The 21,052-nt window shown below is 72.5% G+C and carries 13 protein-coding genes and 1 tRNA gene; 13 read left to right on the top strand and 1 reads right to left on the bottom strand.

Annotation, left to right across the window (positions count from 1 at the left end; genetic code table 11):
- The first annotated feature begins 70 nt into the window (after positions 1-70).
- The 6 genes from ACFWBF_RS04375 to ACFWBF_RS04350 all read left to right on the top strand — a co-directional run bounded on the left by ACFWBF_RS04375 (position 71) and on the right by ACFWBF_RS04350 (position 11,699).
- On the top strand, positions 71-1,585 hold the full coding sequence (locus ACFWBF_RS04375; protein ID WP_385594964.1) for a methyltransferase: 1,515 nt from the start codon (positions 71-73) through the stop codon (positions 1,583-1,585).
- 402 nt (positions 1,586-1,987) lie between these two features.
- Entirely contained in the window at positions 1,988-4,795 is a 2,808-nt protein-coding gene (gene topA, locus ACFWBF_RS04370; RefSeq protein WP_385594962.1) for a type I DNA topoisomerase, read from the top strand.
- A gap of 158 nt (positions 4,796-4,953) precedes the next feature.
- On the top strand, positions 4,954-8,217 hold the full coding sequence (tmk, locus tag ACFWBF_RS04365) for a dTMP kinase (RefSeq protein WP_385594958.1): 3,264 nt from the start codon (positions 4,954-4,956) through the stop codon (positions 8,215-8,217).
- Positions 8,218-8,301: 84 nt separating this feature from the next.
- Positions 8,302-9,513 (top strand): DNA polymerase III subunit delta', encoded by a 1,212-nt coding sequence (locus ACFWBF_RS04360; protein ID WP_385594954.1) that lies wholly within the window; start codon positions 8,302-8,304, stop codon positions 9,511-9,513.
- 358 nt (positions 9,514-9,871) lie between these two features.
- A complete protein-coding gene (locus tag ACFWBF_RS04355; RefSeq protein ID WP_385594951.1) occupies positions 9,872-11,437 on the top strand; it encodes an alpha/beta hydrolase in 1,566 nt (521 codons plus the stop codon).
- Positions 11,438-11,495: 58 nt separating this feature from the next.
- Positions 11,496-11,699 (top strand): hypothetical protein, encoded by a 204-nt coding sequence (locus tag ACFWBF_RS04350; RefSeq protein WP_385594948.1) that lies wholly within the window; start codon positions 11,496-11,498, stop codon positions 11,697-11,699.
- Positions 11,700-11,727: 28 nt separating this feature from the next.
- On the opposite strand, the gene ACFWBF_RS04345 is transcribed toward ACFWBF_RS04350, so the two are convergent.
- A complete protein-coding gene (locus ACFWBF_RS04345; RefSeq protein WP_385594945.1) occupies positions 11,728-13,248 on the bottom strand; it encodes an MFS transporter in 1,521 nt (506 codons plus the stop codon).
- Between the two features lie 198 nt (positions 13,249-13,446).
- Between ACFWBF_RS04345 and ACFWBF_RS04340 the strand changes: the two genes are divergently transcribed.
- The 7 genes from ACFWBF_RS04340 (at position 13,447) to ACFWBF_RS04310 (ending at position 21,029) form a co-directional block, all read left to right on the top strand.
- A tRNA-Thr gene (locus ACFWBF_RS04340) sits at positions 13,447-13,520 on the top strand.
- A 182-nt stretch (positions 13,521-13,702) separates the two neighbouring features.
- Positions 13,703-14,554, top strand: a complete 852-nt coding sequence (locus tag ACFWBF_RS04335; protein ID WP_385594942.1) for an immunity 49 family protein — start codon at positions 13,703-13,705, stop codon at positions 14,552-14,554.
- 1,312 nt (positions 14,555-15,866) lie between these two features.
- Entirely contained in the window at positions 15,867-17,249 is a 1,383-nt protein-coding gene (locus tag ACFWBF_RS04330; protein WP_385594940.1) for an FAD-binding oxidoreductase, read from the top strand.
- A gap of 9 nt (positions 17,250-17,258) precedes the next feature.
- Positions 17,259-18,482: a serine hydrolase domain-containing protein gene (locus ACFWBF_RS04325; protein WP_385594937.1), complete on the top strand. Its 1,224-nt coding sequence runs from the start codon at positions 17,259-17,261 to the stop codon at positions 18,480-18,482.
- A 70-nt stretch (positions 18,483-18,552) separates the two neighbouring features.
- Positions 18,553-19,068 carry a GNAT family N-acetyltransferase gene (locus ACFWBF_RS04320; RefSeq protein WP_385594933.1) on the top strand — a complete coding sequence of 172 codons (516 nt, stop codon included), beginning with the start codon at positions 18,553-18,555 and terminating at the stop codon, positions 19,066-19,068.
- 76 nt (positions 19,069-19,144) lie between these two features.
- Positions 19,145-19,660 (top strand): SigE family RNA polymerase sigma factor, encoded by a 516-nt coding sequence (locus ACFWBF_RS04315; protein ID WP_385594930.1) that lies wholly within the window; start codon positions 19,145-19,147, stop codon positions 19,658-19,660.
- Positions 19,661-19,751: 91 nt separating this feature from the next.
- A complete protein-coding gene (locus ACFWBF_RS04310; RefSeq protein ID WP_385594927.1) occupies positions 19,752-21,029 on the top strand; it encodes a hypothetical protein in 1,278 nt (425 codons plus the stop codon).
- Positions 21,030-21,052: the final 23 nt, after the last annotated feature.

Genomic DNA, 21,052 nt, shown 5'->3' with positions numbered 1-21,052 from the left:
GCGGCCGCCCTGGCGCGTGTCCGGGCCCCGCGACGCGGGGATTGTCGGCGCCAGCGGCCACAATGGAGGGGTGAGTACCACCAGCCTTCCTTCGCCCGACCGCGCCGCCGAGCTCCGCGCCGCCCTGCTCGACGCCGGCTTCACCGCCGACGGGCTGCTCGAGCTGCTCGGCGCCCCCGCCTACGCCGCGCTGGCCCGCAGCGAGACGGTGCCCGCCCTGCGTGCCACCCGGGGGCGCAATGACGGCCCGCTCGCCAGCCTGATCCGGCTGTTCCTGCTCCAGCAGCCGGAGCCGTACGTGCACGCCGCGGCCGCGCTGCCGGTCGAGGAGGCGCTGGCCGACGGCTGGCTGCGGCGCGAGGGCGACGAGGTGCACGCCACCGTCGACGTGCGCCCGTTCGGGGGCCCGGACGGCGAGGACTGGTTCATCGTGTCCGACCTCGGCTGCGCGGTCGGCGGGGCCGGCGGTATCGGCAGCCGGGAGGAGGGCGTGGTCCTCGGGGTCGGCGGCGCCTCCACCACCCTGGCCGGGATCACCGTCCGCATCCCGGTCGACAGCGCCCTGGACCTGGGCACCGGGTCCGGTATCCAGGCGCTGCACGCCGCGCAGCACGCGACCCGGGTCACGGCCACCGACGTCAACCCCCGGGCCCTGGAGTTCACCCGGTTGACGCTGGCGCTCTCCGGTGCGCCGCAGGCCGAGCTGCTCACCGGGTCGCTGTTCGAGCCCGTCGGGGACGCGACGTACGACCTGATCGTGTCGAACCCGCCCTTCGTGATCTCCCCCGGCGCCCGGCTGACGTACCGGGACGGCGGGATGGGCGGCGACGACCTGTGCCGAACCCTGGTCCAGGAGGCGGGAGCCCATCTCAATCCGGGCGGGTACGCGCAGTTCCTCGGCAACTGGCAGCACGTGGAGGGCGAGGACTGGCACGACCGGCTCCGCTCCTGGGTGCCGCGCGGCTGCGACGCGTGGATCGTGCAGCGTGACGTGCAGGACGTGACCCAGTACGCGGAGCTGTGGCTGCGCGACGCGGGCGACCACCGCACCGACCCCGCCGAGTACGCGCGGCGGTACGACGACTGGCTCGACGAGTTCGAAGCCCGCAAGACCAAGGCGGTCGGCTTCGGCTGGATCACCCTGCGCCGCAGCGACGCGGCCGAGCCCTCGATCGTGGTCGAGGAGTGGCCGCACTCGGTGGAGCAGCCGCTCGGGGAGACCGTCCTGGCGCACTTCGCCCGACAGGACTACCTGCGGGAACACGATGACGCGGCCCTGCTGGAGGGCTACTTCACGCTGGCCGCAGAGGTGGTCCAGGAGCAGGTCGGCGCGCCCGGCGCGGAGGACCCGGAGCACGTCGTGCTCCGGCAGAACCGTGGCATGCGGCGTGCCACCAAGGTCGACACGGTCGGGGCGGGCTTCGCCGGAGTGTGTGACGGCTCACTCAGCGCGGGCCGGATCCTGGACGCGATCGCGCAGCTGATGCAGGAGGACCCGGTCGTCCTGCGCGACCGGACCCCGGACGCCATCCGGATGCTGGTGGAGCAGGGCTTCCTGGACCCCGGGGCGCGTCCCGCGCAGTAGGCGCGGCGGGGGTGACCGGGGGCGTCCGGGGCGGGGCGCGCCCGCACGCGGACGTGTGAAGTCGGCCGAAACCGTGTGTGGCCACGCCGGGCGGTGCGCGTCCGCGGGAGCCCGTGCCGAGGGCGCAGCGGGCCGCCGAAAGCCACGAGAGGCCAGGTGGGGCCCGGTGGGGACGGGGAAATGGGGAGCGGCGCCGGCGGGGCCAGACGGCCCTTTGACCACTCCCCATGGTGATCGGCAAGGGTCCGGCGCGGCATCCGGGCGGCAGAAATGGCACTTGTCGGGTTACCGTTCGAGTGGCCGTTGCGGGCTTCTGCCGTTTGACACGGGGGCGGGTTGTACCGTCACACTCCGCAGCGTCGCCGTACCGCGACCGTGTGCCGACCGGAGAGAAGAGCCAAGTTGTCCCCGACTAGCGAGACCGCAAAGGGCGGCCGCCGACTCGTCATTGTCGAGTCCCCTGCCAAGGCGAAGACGATCAAGGGCTACCTCGGCCCGGGATACGTCGTCGAGGCGAGCGTCGGGCACATCCGCGACCTCCCCAGCGGCGCGGCCGAAGTTCCCGACAAGTACACCGGCGAGGTCCGTCGTCTCGGCGTGGACGTCGAGCACGACTTCCAGCCGATCTACGTCGTCAATGCGGACAAGAAGGCGCAGGTCAGGAAGCTCAAGGACCTGCTGGCCGAGTCCGACGAACTCTTCCTCGCCACCGATGAGGACCGCGAGGGCGAAGCCATCGCGTGGCACCTGCAGGAAGTCCTCAAGCCCAAGGTCCCCGTCCATCGGATGGTCTTCCACGAGATCACCAAGGACGCGATCCGCGACGCCGTCGCCAACCCGCGCGAGCTGAACCAGCGCATGGTCGACGCCCAGGAGACCCGCCGCATCCTCGACCGCCTCTACGGCTACGAGGTCTCGCCGGTCCTGTGGAAGAAGGTCATGCCGAAGCTGTCGGCGGGCCGCGTCCAGTCGGTGGCCACCCGCATGGTCGTCGAGAAGGAACGCGAGCGCATCGCCTTCCGCTCCGCCGAGTACTGGGACCTGACCGGAACCTTCTCCACCGGCCGCGCCGGTGACGCCTCCGACCCCTCCACGCTGGTCGCCCGCCTGAACACGGTGGACGGCAAGCGCGTCGCGCAGGGCCGCGACTTCGGTTCCAACGGGCAGCTCAAGAGCGAGGTGCTGCACCTCGACGAGGTGAACGCCCGGGCGCTCGCCGCCGCGCTGGAGCAGACCTCGTTCGCCGTCCGCTCGGTCGAGTCCAAGCCGTACCGCCGCTCCCCGTACGCGCCGTTCCGTACGACGACGCTCCAGCAGGAGGCCTCGCGCAAGCTCGGCTTCGGTGCGAAGGCGACGATGCAGGTGGCGCAGAAGCTGTACGAGAACGGCTTCATCACCTACATGCGTACGGACTCCACGACGCTCTCCGACACCGCCGTGTCGGCGGCGCGGGCGCAGGTCACGCAGCTCTACGGCGCCGACTACCTGCCGGAGAAGCCGCGCGTCTACGCCGGGAAGGTCAAGAACGCCCAGGAGGCGCACGAGGCCATTCGTCCTTCGGGTGATCGTTTTCGCACCCCCGCCGAGACGGGTCTGACCGGCGACCAGTTCCGCCTGTACGAGCTCATCTGGAAGCGGACCGTCGCCTCCCAGATGAAGGACGCGGTCGGCAACTCCGTCACCGTGAAGATCGGTGGCACGGGGTCGGACGGCCGGGACGCGGAGTTCAGCGCCTCCGGCAAGACGATCACCTTCCACGGCTTCATGAAGGCGTACGTCGAAGGCGCGGACGACCCGAACGCCGAGCTCGACGACCGCGAGAAGCGCCTGCCGCAGGTCGCGGAGGGCGACGCGCTGTCGGCCGAGGAGATCACGGCGGACGGCCACTCGACCAAGCCGCCGGCCCGCTACACCGAGGCCTCGCTGGTCAAGGAGCTCGAAGAGCGCGAGATCGGCCGCCCGTCGACGTACGCGTCGATCATCGGCACGATCCTGGACCGCGGGTACGTCTTCAAGAAGGGCACGGCGCTCGTGCCGTCCTTCCTGTCGTTCGCCGTGGTGAACCTGCTGGAGACGCACTTCGGGCGCCTCGTCGACTACGACTTCACGGCCAAGATGGAGGACGACCTCGACCGCATCGCGCGGGGCGAGGCCCAGTCCGTGCCGTGGCTGAAGCGGTTCTACTTCGGCTCGGAGGACGCGACCGAGGTCGTGCCGGCCGACGGTGACGCCCTCGGCGGTCTGAAGGAGCTGGTCACGGACCTGGGCGCCATCGACGCCCGGGAGATCTCCTCCTTCCCCGTCGGCGAGGGGATCGTGCTGCGGGTCGGCCGGTACGGGCCGTACGTGGAGCGCGGTGAGAAGGACGCGGAGGGCCACCAGCGGGCCGACGTACCGGACGACATGGCTCCGGACGAGCTGACGGTGGAGTACGCGGAGGAGCTGTTCGCGAAGCCGAGCGGCGAGTTCGAGCTGGGCAAGGACCCCGTCAGCGGGAACGAGATCGTCGCCAAGGACGGCCGCTACGGGCCGTACGTGACGGAGATCCTCCCCGAGGGCACTCCCAAGACCGGCAAGAACGCGGTCAAGCCGCGCACGGCCTCGCTGTTCAATTCGATGACCCTGGACACGGTCACGCTGGACGACGCGCTCAAGCTGATGTCCCTGCCGCGGGTCGTCGGCGTGGACGCCGAGGGCGTGGAGATCACGGCTCAGAACGGCCGCTACGGCCCGTACCTGAAGAAGGGCACGGACTCGCGGTCGCTGGAGACCGAGGACCAGCTGTTCTCGATCACGCTCGACGAGGCGCTCGCGATCTACGCACAGCCGAAGCAGCGGGGCCGGGCCGCGGCCAAGCCGCCGCTGAAGGAACTGGGCACGGACCCGGTGAGCGAGAAGCCGGTCGTGGTCAAGGACGGCCGCTTCGGCCCGTACGTGACGGACGGCGAGACGAACGCGACGCTGCGGCGGGACGACGACGTCGAGACGATCACTCCGGAGCGCGGGTACGAGCTGCTGGCGGAGAAGCGCGCGAAGGCTCCGGCCAAGAAGACGGCCAAGAAGGCCCCCGCGAAGAAGGCCCCGGCGAAGAAGGCCCCGGCGAAGAAGGCGACGGCTACGGCGACCAAGACCGCGGCCGCCAAGAAGACGACGACGGCGAAGAAGGCGACCGCGAAGAAGGCTGCGGCCGCCGCCACGGCGGACGAGTAACCCGCCAGGGGCTGGATTTGCCCGCCGGTGAATCCAGCCCCCGGGGGTCCTGCCGGAGGGGCCGGGTCCGGACAGGGCCCGGAAGGTGGGTCCGGGGTCACACCCGGGCTTGTCCACAGGCCTCCGCACCCGCCAAGCGCAGCGGATAGGCTGGGCGGATGACGCGAGCCGAGCAGCCGACGGTCGTGACCGCCCCCACAACCCCCACCTACGACGAAGCCCTGGCCGCGGACTCCCGCGAGCGAGCGGTGCGTGCCCTGCTGCGCACGCCCAGGCTGCGCCGACTGTGGAGTGCCCAGCTGGTGAGCGGCATCGGTGATGCCCTCGCCCTGCTGGTCCTGGTGCTGCTCGCCTTCCAGGCGGCCGTCTCCCAGGACGCCTTCGGCGGCGGCTACACAGGCTGGGCCCTCGCCGTCGCCGCCGTCTTCGGCGTCCGGATCCTCGCCACTGTCCTGTTCGGCGCCGTGCTGCTGGGCCCGCTGGCCAAGCTCACCGCCCCCCGGGAGGCCGGTGGCAAGTTGGACCGCCGCTGGACGATGATCGGCGCCGACGGGGTGCGCCTCGGCCTCTTCGTCGTCGCCCCGCTGTGGCTCGACTGGATCCCGGCGCACGCGCTCACCGCGCTGCTCGCCACCGTCTTCGTCTCCGGCGCCGCAGAGCGGCTCTGGAGCGTGGCCAAGGACAGCGCCGCCCCCGCCCTGCTGCCGGCGCCGCCGCCGGAAGGGGCGACCGTACGGCCGCTGCCGGACCACCTCGACGCGCTGCGCCGGCTGAATCTGCGTACCGCCTTCGCGGCGATGCCGGCCGCCGCGGCCGCGCTGCTCGCCGCGACCCTGGTCGGCAAGGCGCTGGGCCTCGGAGTGGGCTGGTTCGCCGAGAACCAGGCCGCGCTGGGTTCGTACGTGGCCTCGGGCCTGTTCGCGGCGTCCGTGTCGCTGTTGCTCCCGCTGGTGCTGCCCGGTGCGAAGACCCCGCGCCCCCGCTCCCCGCTGGAGGGCCTGCGCACCCCCAAGGTGGGCGACCGGCCCGAGAAGGGCCGTACGGGCGCCATCCCGCTGCTCGTGCTCGCCTGCGCGGCCGTCGCCGGAGCGGTGGCCAGTGCCGCCGCCATCGCCGTACTGCACGCCTTCGACCTGGGCGGCGGCCCGGCCTCCTTCGCGCTCCTCGTACTGGCCCTCGTCGGCGGCACCGGCCTCGGCATCCGCGCCACCCAGGCCGGCAAGGTGCTCCCGGCGCTGTCCCGGCGCCGGCTGCTGGCCCTGGCCATAGGCGTCACCGGGCTCGCGCTGCTGCTCACCGGACTGGTCCCGGACACCGCGACCGTGCTGTTCCTGTCGCTGCTCGCCGGTACCTCCGCGGGCGTCGCCGCCAACACCGGCCACACGCTGCTCGACCAGGAGACCGAGGAGTTCCGCCGGGCCCGGGTCACCGAGCACCTGCAGGCCGTCGTACGGGTGGCCGTGGCCGTGGGTGCCGTCGCCGCCCCCGCCCTCGCCGCGGGGATCGGCCCGCACCGCCTCGCCGTCGGTGACGTCGTCTTCGCGCACGACGGCGCCGCGTTCACGCTGATGCTGGTCGGCGCGCTGCTGCTGCCCGTCGCCGTCGTGGTGCTCGCCAAGGTCGACGACCGCGGCGGCGTACCGCTGCGCCGCGACCTGCGCGAGGCGCTGCGCGGCGGGGAGCCCGTACAGGCGGCGTCCGCCACCGGCTTCTTCATCGCCCTGGAGGGCGGCGACGGCGCCGGCAAGTCCACCCAGGTGGAGGCGATGGCCGAATGGATACGCGGCAAGGGCCACGAGGTCGTCGTGACGCGCGAGCCCGGGGCCACCCCGGTCGGCAAGCGGCTGCGCTCGATCCTGCTCGACGTGTCCTCGGCCGGGCTGTCGAACCGCGCCGAGGCCCTGCTCTACGCGGCCGACCGCGCCGAGCACGTGGACACCGTCGTCCGGCCCGCCCTGGAGCGCGGTGCGGTCGTCATCTCCGATCGCTACATCGACTCCTCGGTGGCCTATCAGGGCGCCGGCCGCGACCTCTCCCCGACCGAGATCGCCCGTATTTCGCGCTGGGCCACCGACGGCCTCGTACCGAATCTGACCGTGCTGCTCGACGTGTCGCCGGAGGCGGCGCGCGAGCGGTTCACGGAGGCGCCCGACCGGCTGGAGTCGGAGCCGGCGGAGTTCCACCAGCGGGTGCGGGCCGGGTTCCTGACGCTCGCCGCGTCCGACCCGGGGCGCTACCTGGTGGTGGACGCGGGCCAGGACCCGGAGTCCGTCAGCACCGTCGTACGGCACCGGCTGGACCGGATGCTCCCGCTCTCCGAGGACGAGGTGGCCGCGCAGATCGAGGCGCGGCGCCTCGCCGAGGCGGAGGCCAGGCGCAAGGCCGAGGAAGAGGCGGCGCGCAAGGCGGAGGAAGAGCGGCTGCGCGTCGAGGAGGAGGCCCGCAAGGCCCGCGAGGCCGAGGAGGCCCGGATCAAGGCCGAGGCCGAAGCCGCCCGCAAGGCGGCCGAGGAGCGGCAGCGCGCCGAGGAGGAGGCCCGGGCCCGGGCCGAGGCCGAGCGGCTGCGCGCGGAGGCCGAGGAGAAGGCCCGCGCGGCGGAGCAGGAGCGGCTGCGGCTGCAGGCGGCGGAGGAGGCCCGGCTGCGGGCCGAGGCCGAGGAGCGACGGCTGGAGAAGCAGCGGCGTGCGGAGGAGGCCCTGCTGAAGGCCGAGGAGGCGCGCCGGATGGCGGCGGCTTCGGCGGCCGAGGCGGCGGCGAAGGCGGCTGCTGCCGCGGCCGCGTCCGCGGCGGCCTCTGCTGTGGCGGCTCCGGCTCCGGTCTCGCCTCCGGCTGCTTCGGCGTCGGCAGCGGATGCGCCGGCGCCCAGGGTCGGTATGCGCAAGGAGCCGCACCTGGGTGAGGCCGTGACCGTCGAGACCCCGGTGGTCAAGCGGGTCCTGCAGCCGGACGATGTGACCGAGACGGTGCCGGTGCCGAAGATCGACCCGGCGGCGGAGACCTCGGTGCTGCCGCCGGTCCGGCCCACGGGTCCGGCCGACGAGACGGCCGTACTGCCGCCCGTGCGCCCCGCCGGGGCGGCCCCCGCGCGCCAGGCGCAGTCGGGGCAGTCCGGGCAGTCCGGGCGCTCCGCGCAGTCCGCCTCGCGGCCCACGGCCCGGCGTCCGGAGGAGAACCCGGCCGACCGGGTGCCGCCGGGCATCTTCCGGGACGCCGGCAACGGCTCCGGCGATGGCCCGGGCAGGGGCGCCGGCAATGACGCGACCCGGGAGCTTCCCGTCCTCGGCGCCGACGGCCGGCCGCGCCGGCCCCGCTCGGACTGGGCCGAGGAAACCCCGCTGGACGATCTGCCGACGCTGGCGGACGAACTGCTGGGGCGCCACCGGGACGACGAGGACGACGACCGCCGTCCGCGCCGCCGCTGAGCGGGATTGTCAGTGGCGCGCGCCACACTGTGAACAGGTACGGCACGGACGGTAGCGGACGGTAAGTGAAAGGCGGTGGGCGGGATGCCCGTATGGGACGACCTGGTGGGACAGGAGCGTGTCCAGACGCAGCTGGCCGCCGCCGCCCGCGATGCCGACGCCCTGGTCACCGCCGTCTCGGGCGGGACCGCGCAGCCCGCCGCGTCCAAGATGACCCACGCCTGGCTGTTCACCGGGCCGCCCGGCTCCGGGCACTCCACCGTCGCCCGTGCCTTCGCGGCAGCGCTCCAGTGCACCAGCCCCGACCGCGCCCTCGGGGGTGAGCCGGGCTGCGGCTTCTGCGAGGGCTGCCACACCACCCTGATCGGCACGCATTCCGATGTGCAGATCGTCCGCACCGACCTGCTGTCCATCGGTGTGAAGGAGACCCGCGACCTGGTCCGCCGGGCGCAGCTCTCCCCGGCCGTGGGCCGCTGGCAGGTCATCATCCTGGAGGACGCCGACCGGCTGACCGAGGGTGCGGGCAATGTGCTGCTCAAGGCCGTGGAGGAGCCCGCGCCGCGCACGGTGTGGCTGCTGTGCGCTCCCTCGCTGGAGGACGTGCTGCCCACCATCCGCTCCCGCTGCCGGCACCTGACGCTGCGCACCCCGGCCGTGGCCGCCGTCGCGGACGTGCTGGTGCGGCGGGACGGCATCGAGCCCGCCGTCGCCGCGGCCGCCGCCCGCGCGACCCAGGGCCACATCGGCCGGGCCCGCCGGCTCGCCACCGACGAGGCGGCCCGCTCGCGGCGGGCTTCCGTGCTGAAGCTCCCGCTCCGCGTGGACGACGTGGGCGGCTGCCTCAAGGCCGCGCAGGAGCTCGTGGACGCCGCCGCCGAGGATGCCAAGCAAGTCGCGGAGGAGGTCGACGGCAAGGAGACCGAGGACCTGCGGGCCGCGCTCGGCGCCGGGGCCGGCACCGGCGGCCGGATGCCGCGTGGCACGGCGGGCGTGATGAAGGAGCTGGAGGACCGGCAGAAGCGTCGCCGCACCCGTACCCAGCGCGACAGCCTCGATCTGGCGCTGACCGACCTGACGGGGTTCTACCGGGACGTGCTGGCCCTGCAGCTCGGCTCCTCGGTGGCCATCGCCAATGAGGAGATACGGCCCGACCTCGACCGGATCGCCCGTGCGTCGGGTCCCGAGCGGACCCTGCGCCGGATCGAGGCGATCATCGCCTGCCGGAACGCCCTGGACCGCAATGTCGCCCCGCTCCTCGCGGTCGAGGCGATGACGATGTCGCTGCGCGCGGGCTGACCCGGCCGAGGCGGCCCGATCCGCCCGGCGCGGCCCGCCTCACCTGAACGGGTCCGCCTCGCCCGAAGCGGCCCGCTTGACCTGACGGGACCGGCCCGCCTGACGGGACCGGCCGGCTGACTGGACCGGCTCGGCTCGGCTCGGCTGAAAGGTCCGGCCGGAGCCGGGTCGTGCGGCGGGCGTCCGGTTGACGGCTTCACCCGTACGAGCGGTACGGGCTGCGCGGCCGGAGGGGGCCGGTCCGTGGGGGCGCTGCCGGGTGCCCTGGCGGGGGTCGGCCGCACGGCCCGGGGGGCGGCCCGCGCCGGGGGCACTGCCACGCCGTACCGGCACGGTTCCCAGGCCGTAGGCTCCGGGAATGGACACCAGTCGCCTGCTGCGCACCACCGGGACCGTGATCGCAGCCGCCGGGCTGCTGCTCTCCGGGTGCACCTCGGGCGGTTCGGGAGGACCCCGGGCCGCCGCGTCCTCCCCCGGGGAGGCCGGGGTGAGGTCGGCCGCCGCGACCGCGATCCCGGCCGCGCTGCGCCCGTACTACGAGCAGAAACTGAGCTGGCGCGACTGCGGTGTCCCCGGCTTCCAGTGCTCCACGATGAAGGCCCCGCTCGACTACGCCCGCCCCGAGGCCGGCGACGTCGAGATCGCGGTGGCCCGCCGCCCCGCCACCAGCCGCGGCAAGCGGCTCGGCTCCCTGGTGGTCAACCCCGGCGGCCCGGGCGGCTCCGGGATCGGGTACCTGCAGGCGTATGCGGGCATCGGCTACCCGGCGCAGGTCCGCGCGGCGTACGACATGGTCTCCTTCGACCCGCGCGGTGTGAACCGCAGCAGCCCCGTCGAGTGCCTCACCGGCCCGGCCATGGACAAGTTCACGCAGGTGGACCAGACCCCGGACGACGCGGCGGAGCGGGCGCGGCTGGTGGCCTCGTTCAAGGAGTTCGCGGCCGGCTGCCAGGCGCGCTCGTCGCGGATCCTGCCGCACGTGGCCACCGTCGACGCGGCCCGGGACATGGACCTGCTGCGCGGGGTGCTGGGCGACGAGAAGCTGACGTACGTCGGAGCCTCGTACGGCACCTTCCTCGGGGCGACGTACGCGGAGCTCTTCCCGGGCCGCGTCGGCCGGCTCGTCCTGGACGGCGCGATGGACCCCTCCCGGCCCGCGCTCGAACTGAACCGGGACCAGACCGCGGGCTTCGAGACGGCCTTCACCGCCTTCGCCAAGGACTGCGCGAAGCAGCCGGACTGCCCGCTGGGCCAGGGCGGCCCGGACGCGGTGGCGGCGCGCCTGAAGGAGTTCTTCCGCAAGGTCGACGCCCAGCCGGTGCCCAGCGGCGATTCCGGCCGCCCGCTCGGCGAGTCCCTGGCGACGACCGGGGTGATCGCGGCGCTGTACGACGAGAACGCCTGGCCGCAGCTGCGCGAGTCGCTCGCGGCGGCGCTGGACGGCGACGGCTCGGGGCTGCTGGGCCTGGCCGACAGCTACTACGAGCGCGAACCGGACGGCAAGTACGCCAACCTGATGTTCGCGAACGCCGCCGTCAACTGCCTCGACCAGCCCCCGGCCTTCGCCGGGCCGGAGGCGGTCGATGCGGCCCTGCCCTCCTTCGAGAAGGCTTCCCCGGTCTTCGGGGCGGGCCTCGCCTGGGCTTCGCTGAACTGCACGTACTGGCCGGTGAAGGCCACGGGTTCGGCCGCCCCGCTGAGCGCGAAGGGCGCCGCGCCGATCGTGGTGGTCGGCACCACCCGCGACCCGGCGACCCCGTACAAGTGGGCCCAGGCGCTGGCCGGGCAGCTCGACTCGGGGGTGCTGCTCACGTACGACGGCGACGGGCACACGGCGTACGGCCGTGGCAGCGACTGCATCGACACCGCGGTCAACACCTACCTGCTGGAGGGCAAGGCCCCGCAGGACGGCAAGAAGTGCTGAGTCCGCGACCCCGCTGAAGGACTTGCCCGCGGCGGGCCGTGCACGATCACATGGCGCCATGAGCAGAAGGGCGCAGGTCCTCGTGCTGGCCCGGTACGAGGACGAGGCGATGGCGCCGCTGACGCGGTACGACGAATCACGCAGTTGGCGCGGCCGGTTAGAGCAGATACCCGACGGGTCCCTGTGGCGCACGGACGTCGGGCACACCTGGCTGCCCGAGCAGACGCCGGAGGAACTGCGGAACCCGCGCCGGGCCTGGTAGCCGCCCTTCTGAGGAGCCGGCTGTCGCGCTAGTGCCCCGAACCGGTGGTCTTGAAGCCGCGGGGGACCATCCACACCACGAGCAGCAGGACCGCGGCCGCGATGCCGATCGACACGTACGAGGTCGTGGTCAGCGCGTCGTCGAAGGCGCCCCGGGCGCGTTCCAGGAGGCCGGCGCCCTCGGCGGCCGGGAGGGTTTCGGCGTACTCCTTCGCCCCGCCGATCGACTCGGCGGCCTGGGTGGGGCTGCCGCTCATGTGGCGGGCGTACGCGGCGGCGTGGATGGAGCCGAGCAGGGCCACGCCGAGGCCGACGCCGAGCTCGTACGAGGTCTCGGACACGGCGCCGGCCTGCCCGGCCCGCTCCGCTGGGACGGCGGAGACGAGGACGGAGGCGGCGGTGGTGACGGCGAGGCCGTCGCTGAACCCGAGGGTGACGAGGAAGACGGCGACGTACGCGTACGAGGTCGGCTGCGGGGCCAGGGCCAGCAGCGTGAACCCGGCGACCAGCCCGGCCACGCCGAGCGCCATGCAGGCCCGTACCCCGATCCGGTGCATCAGCGTCGGCGCCAGGAGGGAGCTGACCAGCATCGCGAGGGCGGTGGGGAGGGTGCGCAGACCGGCCTCGAAGGGGGAGTAGCCGTGCACGTACTGGAGCCACAGGGAGACCAGGAACAGCGCGGCTCCGGCGGCGAGCATGGCCATGAGGGTGAGGAGGGCGGCGGCGGTGAAGGGCCGGTTCAGGAAGAGCCGTACGTCGAGCAGCGGGTCGGGCAGCCCCAGCTGGCGGCGGGCGAACCAGGCGAGCAGGCCGATCCCGAGGACGAGGATCAGCAGGTCCAGGGCGCCGGGGCTGCCCTTGGCGACGTGCTTGATGCCCCAGGCGAGGGCGACGATGCCGACGACGGAGAGCAGGGCGCTCACCCAGTCGAGCGGGTGGCTGCCGGCGGACTTGAACTCGGGCAGCAGCCAGAGGCCGGCGAGGACGGTCACGACGACGACGGGGACGTTGACCCAGAAGGCGGCGGACCAGCCGTAGCGCTCGACGAGCAGCCCGCCGACGAGCGGCCCGATGGCCGCGCCGGCGCCGGCGACGGCGGCCCAGATGCCGATGGCGAGGGCGCGCTCGCGGTGGTCGGTGAAGATGTTGCGGATCAGCGAGAGCGTGGACGGCATGACCATCGCCCCGCCGATGCCGAGCAGCACGCGGCCGGCGATGAGCTGGGTGGAGCTGGTGGCGGTGGCGGCGAGCACGGAGGCCACGCCGAAGAGCACGAAGCCGATGAGGAACAGCTTGCGGCGGCCGAGGCGGTCGCTGACGGCGCCGGTGGTGACGAGAAGTCCGCCGAGGACGAGCCCGTAGATGTCGATGATCCACAGCTGCTGGAGCGCGCTGGGGCGCAGCTCGGCGATGAGGGAGGGGAGCGCGACGTTCAGGATGGTGGCGTCCATCGCCACCAGCAGCAGACTGGCGCACAGCACGGCGAGCATCGCCCACCGCCCGGAACCGGACGCCGAACGGCCTTCCGCGGCGGGGCCTGTGGGGCTCACGGCTCGGGCCACGGGATATCGCGTCCCTTCGGGGGTGCGCAACGGAACGATGCGCCGGATATGGCGCATCTGTCCAAGTATGCGACGTATATCCTGCCCCTCCGCAACCCGGTTCGGGGCACCCCGTTTAACCCTGTAGACTTGGCGCCGCTGCTGATGAGAGCCTCCCACCAGGGAAATTCTCGTCACCCCAGCGGTGCCGCCTTAGCTCAGCTGGCCAGAGCAACGCACTCGTAATGCGTAGGTCTCGGGTTCGAATCCCGAAGGCGGCTCTGTAGAACCCCCAGGACTCACTCGCCGTGACCTGGGGGTTTTGCTATTTCCGCGGTCCGGTGGCGCGTGGCCTGCTTCGCCCACGACGCGGGCTTCCCCGTCGAGGTCGAGTCCGAGTACCTCCCGAAGTACCTGCTCCAGCGCGTCGGGGTGGGCGAGTTGCCGACGTGGACCAGGGGTGATGGTGAGGGTGGAGCGGCCTCCGCTGCCCGCGGTCCGGGAGCAGACCGCGGCGCGCCTGGCCGGGGAATTCGAGACGAGCATTCGCCATCTCGATACCTCGCCGGCGGTTGTCGGTACGGCACTGGATGAGGCATTCCTCCGGGTCCAGGTGAACCAGGCCCTCAATCCGCGCGGCAACCGGTTCGCCACGTGGGACGCCGTCGTCTGCGCCATGCAGATGGGCACGGCGGCCTTTGCCGCCGCCTCCGTCACCCAAGGCTCGATTGAGACGCGCATCGCACACGACGTACGCACCATCAACGCCACGGGCCCCCAGTCCTACGCGAACGCCGGCAACTGGCTGACCACGCTCTGGTTCGTCGCCATATGCCGGGATCGGCACCGTATGGACGCGATGTGTCAGATTCCGCTCGATCTCCTGCGGTCGTCCGGCGCCGAGGGTGACGAGTACGTCTACCACTGGGTGGACGCCCTGCAGACGTACTGGCGCGAGCAACCGGGGCTGCCGGAGAAACTGACGGCGGCCATCGAGCAGTCCCATCCGGACATCGTCACGATCACGCCGCGCGATCTGCTCCAGTGCGTGCTGTACCCGCCGGTCAACCTCTTCCACCAGTTCCTGCGCAAGGACCACGACGGGTTCAACAAGGCGCTCGTGGAGGCTCTGGAACTCCACAAGGCGTACTGGAGTACGCCGGAGCGTTCGGGGGACATCGCGGGGTTCCTGGCCCTCGGGCCGCTGGCCATCGCATGTCTCGCGTACGACGCAGGCTTTCCCATCGAGGTCGAGTCCGAGTACCTGCCCGTCCGTCTCCTGGACCGTTCCTGGGTAGGAGAGTTCGACACGTGATGCCGCCGGGCGGGAAGGGCGTACCCGGCGTTGTGGTTGGCTGGACGGGTTGGGCTCCGGCCATCGCTCGGGGCCCCGTTCGGCGTGAGGCAGGGTGACATTCCGTCAGGCCGGATTCTCGGGCTCGCACGTAGGGGTCGAGGCCTGTCGTTCCGAACGTGGTTGTGCGACCGTAAACGATCTTTTCGTCCGGCGTTGCACCTGGTCGGCCCGGTTTCCCGTTGATCCCGGTTTGGCGTGTGAGCTGCACCACACACCTTCACTTTTTTGACGCTGTCTCATGGTTACTCTGCGTGTAATCGAACACGGGGTGGCGGAGTGTGGCACAGAAGGTGCACGCCCACCGGAGCGCACTTCACCCGTGGTCTTGTGACCAAGCTCACAGGTGTTCGAACAGCTTTCGTTCGCGGTGAGTGACGCGCTGCCGGTCATCCGCAACTCGGCGGATTTCGCGGGGGTTTACGTGCGACGACGGTTCTGTGGTGGACTTCTTCATGCGGGCATCCCGCGCTTCTCTCCAGGGGCAACTGGCCTCTGGGTCCCGGCCGGACTCACAGTTCCGAACGGCCCCTGGACGTACCAGGGAAGCAAGGGAGGAGGCGTCCCATGGGGCGTCGCACTCGCACTCGCAACAAGAAGAAGTCGCAGTGTCCGCACCCACCGGTGCAGCCGTACGAACCGAAGCCCAAGCGCTCGCGCTTGGAGCGGATCCGTCTCATCGCCGTCGTTTGGACAGCCTTGATGGCGGCCTTGTACTGGACCCTGATGGCTGCTGGGGAGCTTCCCCAGTGGGCTGCCCCCTGGCGGTGGTGACAACCGCCCGCCAGGAAGGCATCCCTAACTGAAAACGGCGCAAGGCCCCTTCTGATTTCGCGGTCGTGGGGGCCTTCGCTGTACCCCCACAAGGCACTGTGAGGGGCTGTACTTCTTCTTCGGACCCCACCATTGCACGGACTTCGGGGGGATTTCCATGTAGGTCATGGACATCACCTCGTCGATGGACACGCACATCTGGACGATCCCGGCGTAGCTCTGAGTGCACAAGCCGCCGGGGTGGCCGTCAAGACCGCCGGGACCGCCAACTCACCCGACCTGCCGGTGGGCTGAGACCTCGTCGAGCGGCGCGTCAGACGCCCAGCTCCGTGGCTCTCGCTCGCCAGGCGATGGCGTCGGTACTCGCGTGCATGCTGCGGGGTTCGGGGGGTTCGGGGCGTTCGAGGGGGTCGAGGGATTCGGGGTGTGTTTCTTCGGGGCTCGTAGGATTCTGCCCGCACCTTCAAGATCACCCCCGAGAAGAAGTGGCTGGCGGACTATGGACTCCGATCGACTCGCTCGACATCTCGCGGCCGTGGTGGGGGACGCCCACGTGCTGACCGATCCCGCCCTGCGGGCCTCGTACGAGACCGACTTCACCGGCCGCTACACCGGCCCGGCCCGCCTCGTGGTCCGGCCCGCCGATACCGCCCAGGTCGCCGAGACGGTGCGGCTCTGCCGCGAGGCCGGGGTGGCGCTCGTCCCGCAGGGCGGCAACACCGGGCTGGTGGGCGGCTCGGTGCCGAGTCCGGCCGGCGGCGAAGTCCTGTTGTCGCTGCGCCGGCTCACCGGCATCGGCCCGATCGACCCGGGCGCCCGCCAGGTGACGGTCGGCGCGGGCCTGCCGCTGGCCGAGCTGCAGCGCCATGTCAGGCCGCACGGCTGGGAGTTCGGCGTCGACCTGGCCTCCCGGGACTCCGCCACCCTGGGCGGCATGATCGCGACCAACGCGGGCGGCGAGCGCGTGGTGAAGTACGGCACCACCCGCGCCAACGTGGCCGGCGTCGAGGCGGTCATGGCCGACGGCAGCGTCCTGGACCGGCTGGCCGGGCTGCCCAAGGACAACACCGGCTACGACCTGACCAACCTCCTGGTCGGCAGCGAGGGCACCCTGGCCGTCGTCACCCGGGCCCGGCTGCGCCTGGTCCCGCACCTGCCCCGGCGGACCACCGCCCTGCTGGCGCTGGATTCGCTGGAGGCCGCCCTCGCCGTCCTGGCGGAGCTGCGTCTGCTGGAGTCGCTGGAGCTGGCCGAGTTCTTCACGGCCGACGGCCTGGCCCTCGTGATGGAGAAGAGCGGGCTCCCCGCCCCCTTCCGCGAGCCGCACCCGGTCTATCTCCTGGTCGAGTGCGCGGGCCGCCGGGACCCGGCCGAGGAGCTCGCCGAGGTGCTGGACAAGGCCGACGTACGGGACGTGGCCGTCGCCCTCCAGGCCGCCGACGGCCGCCGCCTGGCCGCCTACCGGGAGCGGCACACCGAGTCGATCAACGCCGCCGGGATCCCGCTGAAGCTCGACGTCACCGTCCCGCTCGCCGAGCTGCCCGGCTTCGTCGCCGAGCTGCCCGGGCTGCTGGCCGGCCGGGCCAGGCCGTACGTCTTCGGGCACCTGGCCGAGGGCAACCTCCACGTGAACCTCCTGGAGGTGGCGCCCGCCGACGAGGACGCGGTCACCGAGGCGGTGCTCGGCCGGGTCGCGGCCGTCGGCGGCAGCATCAGCGCCGAGCACGGGGTCGGCCGGGCCAAGGCCCGCCACCTCCACCTGACCCGCTCCGCCGCCGACATCGCCGTCATGCGCGCCGTCAAGGACGCCCTGGACCCGACGGGTCTGCTCAGCCCGGGGACCCTGCTGCCCCCGGTCGCCCGGCCCGGGGCCCGGCGTTAGGTTGGACGGGTGACGAAGAGACGGTTGCGCGGCGCGGCGGTGGGCGCCGCCGCGGTCGGGCTCGTCGTGGTCCCCGTGGGCATCGGTGCGGGGTACGCGGGGTACGCGCCGCCGCCCGCGGCAGCCATGTCCGCGTCCCCCGCGTCGGAGGCGTTCCCGCAGCTCACACCCGCCGTGGCCCGGCAGTTGGACGAGGCCGTCCGCAAGGTCATGGCCGAGGCGCAGGTGCCCGGCGTCCTGGTGTCGCTGTCGGCCCCGGGCAAGGGCGAGTACGTACGGGCCTTCGGCACGGCCGACAAGGCGACCGGCAGGCCCATGGCCACCGACCTGAACATGCGCATCGGCAGCGAGACCAAGACCTTCACGGTGACGGCCCTGCTGGAGCTGGTGGACCAGGGCAAGGTTGGGCTGGACGATCCGATCGGCAAGTACGTCGACGGCGTCCCGAACGGCGACCGGATCACCCTGCGCGAGCTGGCGGGGATGCGCAGCGGGCTCTTCAACTACTCAGCTGACGAAGGGTTCTTCAAGGCCCTGACGGCCGACCCGCGGCGCCCGTTCACCCCGCAGGAGCTGCTCGCGTTCTCCTTCAAGCACCCGGTGCAGTTCGAGCCCGGCGCGAAGTTCGAGTACTGCAACACCAACCTCATCCTGCTCGGGCTCGTCGTCGAGAAGGCGAGCGGCGAGAAGCTCGCCGACTACATCAACCACAACGTCGTGGAGCCGGCCGGCCTGCGCCACACGCTCTTCCCCACCGGCGCGGAGTTCCCCTCCCCGCACGCCCAGGGCTACACGCAGCAGACGGCCTCGGGGAAGACGGAGGACGCCGCCGACTGGGACCCCTCGTGGGGCTGGGCCGCCGGCGCGATGATCTCCGACCTCCGCGACATGCGGAAATGGGCCGAGGTCCTGGCCACCGGCACCCTGCTCACGCCCGCCACCCAGGCCCAGCGGCTGAAGGTCACCCCGGCCGGCGACCTGCCGGACACCGGCTACGGGCTGGGCATCTTCAACGTCGAGGGCTGGATCGGGCACAACGGCTCGCTGCCCGGCTACCAGTCCCTGACCGTGTACCTGCCGGGGCCGAAGGCCACGCTGGTGGTGCTGCTCAACACCGACGTCTCCTACCGGGGCTCCGAACCCAGCTCGCTGTTCGGCAAGGCCATCACCGGGACGGTGACGCCGCAGCACCTCTTCGCACTGCCCGCCGCGCCGGTCACCGGGACGCACTGACCTCCCCCGGGCCCGGCCTCGCGCGCACAATGGGTCGCGGCGCGCGGGGTGGACGAGGGAGAAGAGCGACATGAACGATCAGCCGACGCAGTGCGGGGTACACGGCCAGGCCCAGGCCCACGCCCACGCCCACGCGGTCGTCCTGCGCGACGCAGCCGAGGCCGACCTCGACGTCGCGGCCGAGCTGTTCCGCGGGTACCTGGACTTCTACGGCGTCGACCTCGACCAGGACCCGGAGCGCCCGCGCGCCTTCCTCGCGGAGCGGATTCGGGACGGCGGGTCGCTGGTCCTGCTCGCCGAGGTCCCGGGCGCCGGCACGGTCGGCTTCGCCCAGGTCTACCGGACCTTCTCCTCCCTCTCGATGCGCTCCGCGTGGGTCCTGGGTGACCTGTACGTCGCTCCGTCCGGCCGCCGCAGCGGCGCGGCCCGGACGTTGCTGCGCGAGGTCCTGCGCCGGGCGGCGCAGGCCGGGGCGGCCGGCGTGCAGTTGGAGACGGCGTACGACAACCGCATCGCGCAGGGGCTGTACGAGGCGGAGGGCTTCGTCCGCGAGGAGTTCCACCTGTACTTCCACGACCTCGGCTGAACCGTTCCGGGGGCGGGTGAAACATTCCGGTGCCGCCATCGCGTCATCCGGGTGGGACGGATGCGAGGGGGAGTAGATGCGGCAGGGTCGCAGAGACGGGTTCCGCGAGTTCGCGGCAGGCAGATCGGGGCACTTGTACCGGTCGGCATGTCTGCTGGCGAGCGGGGACACCCACCTCGCGGAGGACATGGTCCAGGAGACCCTGGGCCGGATGTACCTGCTGTGGGGGCGGATCTCCCGTATCGACAATCCGGCCGCGTACGCGCAGACCGTGCTGGTACGGGTCTTCCTGACGCACCAGCGCCGCCGCTCGGCGGGGGAGCGCCCGGTGGGGGAGTTCCCCGAGTCGGGTGCTCCGGCCGCCGGCGGCACCGACCCGACGCTGCGGCTGACGCTGCTGGAGGCGCTGGGCCGGCTGGCGCCGAAGGACCGGGCGGTGCTGGTGCTGCGGTACTGGGAGGACCGCAGCGTCGAGGAGACCGCCGACGCGATGAACGTCAGCTCGGCGGCGGTGCGTACCCGCACCTCCCGGGCGCTGGCCCGGCTGCGGGACCAACTGGGCGGTTCGCTCGCCGAGTTCGCCCGGCTCTGAGCCGGCGCGGGCCGGCGCGGACGGCGCCTGCTCCCCTTTCCCTGCTCCGTCGTCCGTTCACGACACCCCTGGATGGAAGGTCTGATTCCGCATGCCTTTTGAAGACGAGCTGGGCGAAGCCCTCCGGCGCACGGGGGACGGCTTCACGGCCGACCGGACCGCCCTCGTGGACGCCGGGGAACGGCGCGGGCGGCGCCTCGTGGCCCGCCGTCGGGCCGCCGTGGTCGGCGGATCGGTGCTGGCCCTCGCCGCGATCGGCACCGCCGGCGCCTACACCGGCGGCCTGTTCGGCGCCGGCTCCGGCTCCGACGGCTCCGGCTCCGGCCCGGCGAACGTCGCGGCGCCGCCGGCCCTGCCGACGGGATCACCGGGGCAGGCCCGCGAGCGCGCGGGAACGGAGCGCGCCGGCACGGGCGCCGTCTCCGCCGAGCAGATGATCAACGTGCTCAAGGAGCTGCTGCCCGCCGGGCAGTTGACGGGCACCCAGGCGCGCGGCACCGGCGACGAGACGGGCCCGATGGTCTCCGGAGTCTTCGACGACGGCAAGGGCAAGGGGAGCATCGGGCTGTCCCTCTCCCGGGTGGACGCCAAGGGCGCGATGGCCGCCGACATGGTGAAGTGCCCCGACAGGAACCTGCTGGAGTACGACGGCTGCAGTTCCGACACGCTCGCGGACGGTTCGAAGCTCCTGCTCTTCCAGGGCTACGAGTACGCCGACCGCCGGGTGGACACCAAGAACTGGCGGGCCACGCTGGTGACCCCGCAGGGGTTCCTGGTCGACGTACAGGAGTACAACGCGGCGGCCGAGAAGGGCAAGCCGATCACCCGGCCCACGCCCCCGCTGACCCTGGCCCAGCTCCAGGCGCTCGCGGTCTCGCCGCTGTGGCACCTGGCGCTGAACGACCTGCCGGCCGCCGGGCCGGAAAAGGCCCCGCCGCCCCCGGCCTCGTCGGTGTCGGCGCCGGACAGGCTGGTGGCACTGTCGCAGAAGTACGGGGTCCCGGTCGTCGACAAGGGCGGCGAGGGCGACTACGGGTACGTCGTACTCGACGAAGGCAAGGGCAGGTCGCTCGTCCAGGTCAACGTGCAGTCGCACATGGGCGACGCGGCGTTCAGGGCGACCTTCACCGGCCCCGACACCACCACCCTTCCCGACGGCACCCTGGTGAAGACGGAGGACAAGCCGGGTGAGAAGGGCGGCGCGAACGTGGTCTGGTGGAGCGTCGACACGCTGAGGCCGGACGGCAAGCGGGTGGTGGTCTCGGGCTTCAACACCGGCAAGCAGACCAGCCCGGCGACCCGGGACAAGCCCGCCCTGACCCAGCTGCAGCTCAGGGAGATCGCGCTCGACCCGAAGTGGTTCGGCTGAGCGGGCGGGCGGCGGCCGCCGCC

Source organism: Streptomyces sp. NPDC060028 (assembly GCF_042736725.1).
In the GTDB taxonomy this organism is placed as follows: domain Bacteria; phylum Actinomycetota; class Actinomycetes; order Streptomycetales; family Streptomycetaceae; genus Streptomyces.
Note: the sequence above shows the minus strand (reverse complement) of the source record. Positions and strands in the feature narration are given on the sequence as shown.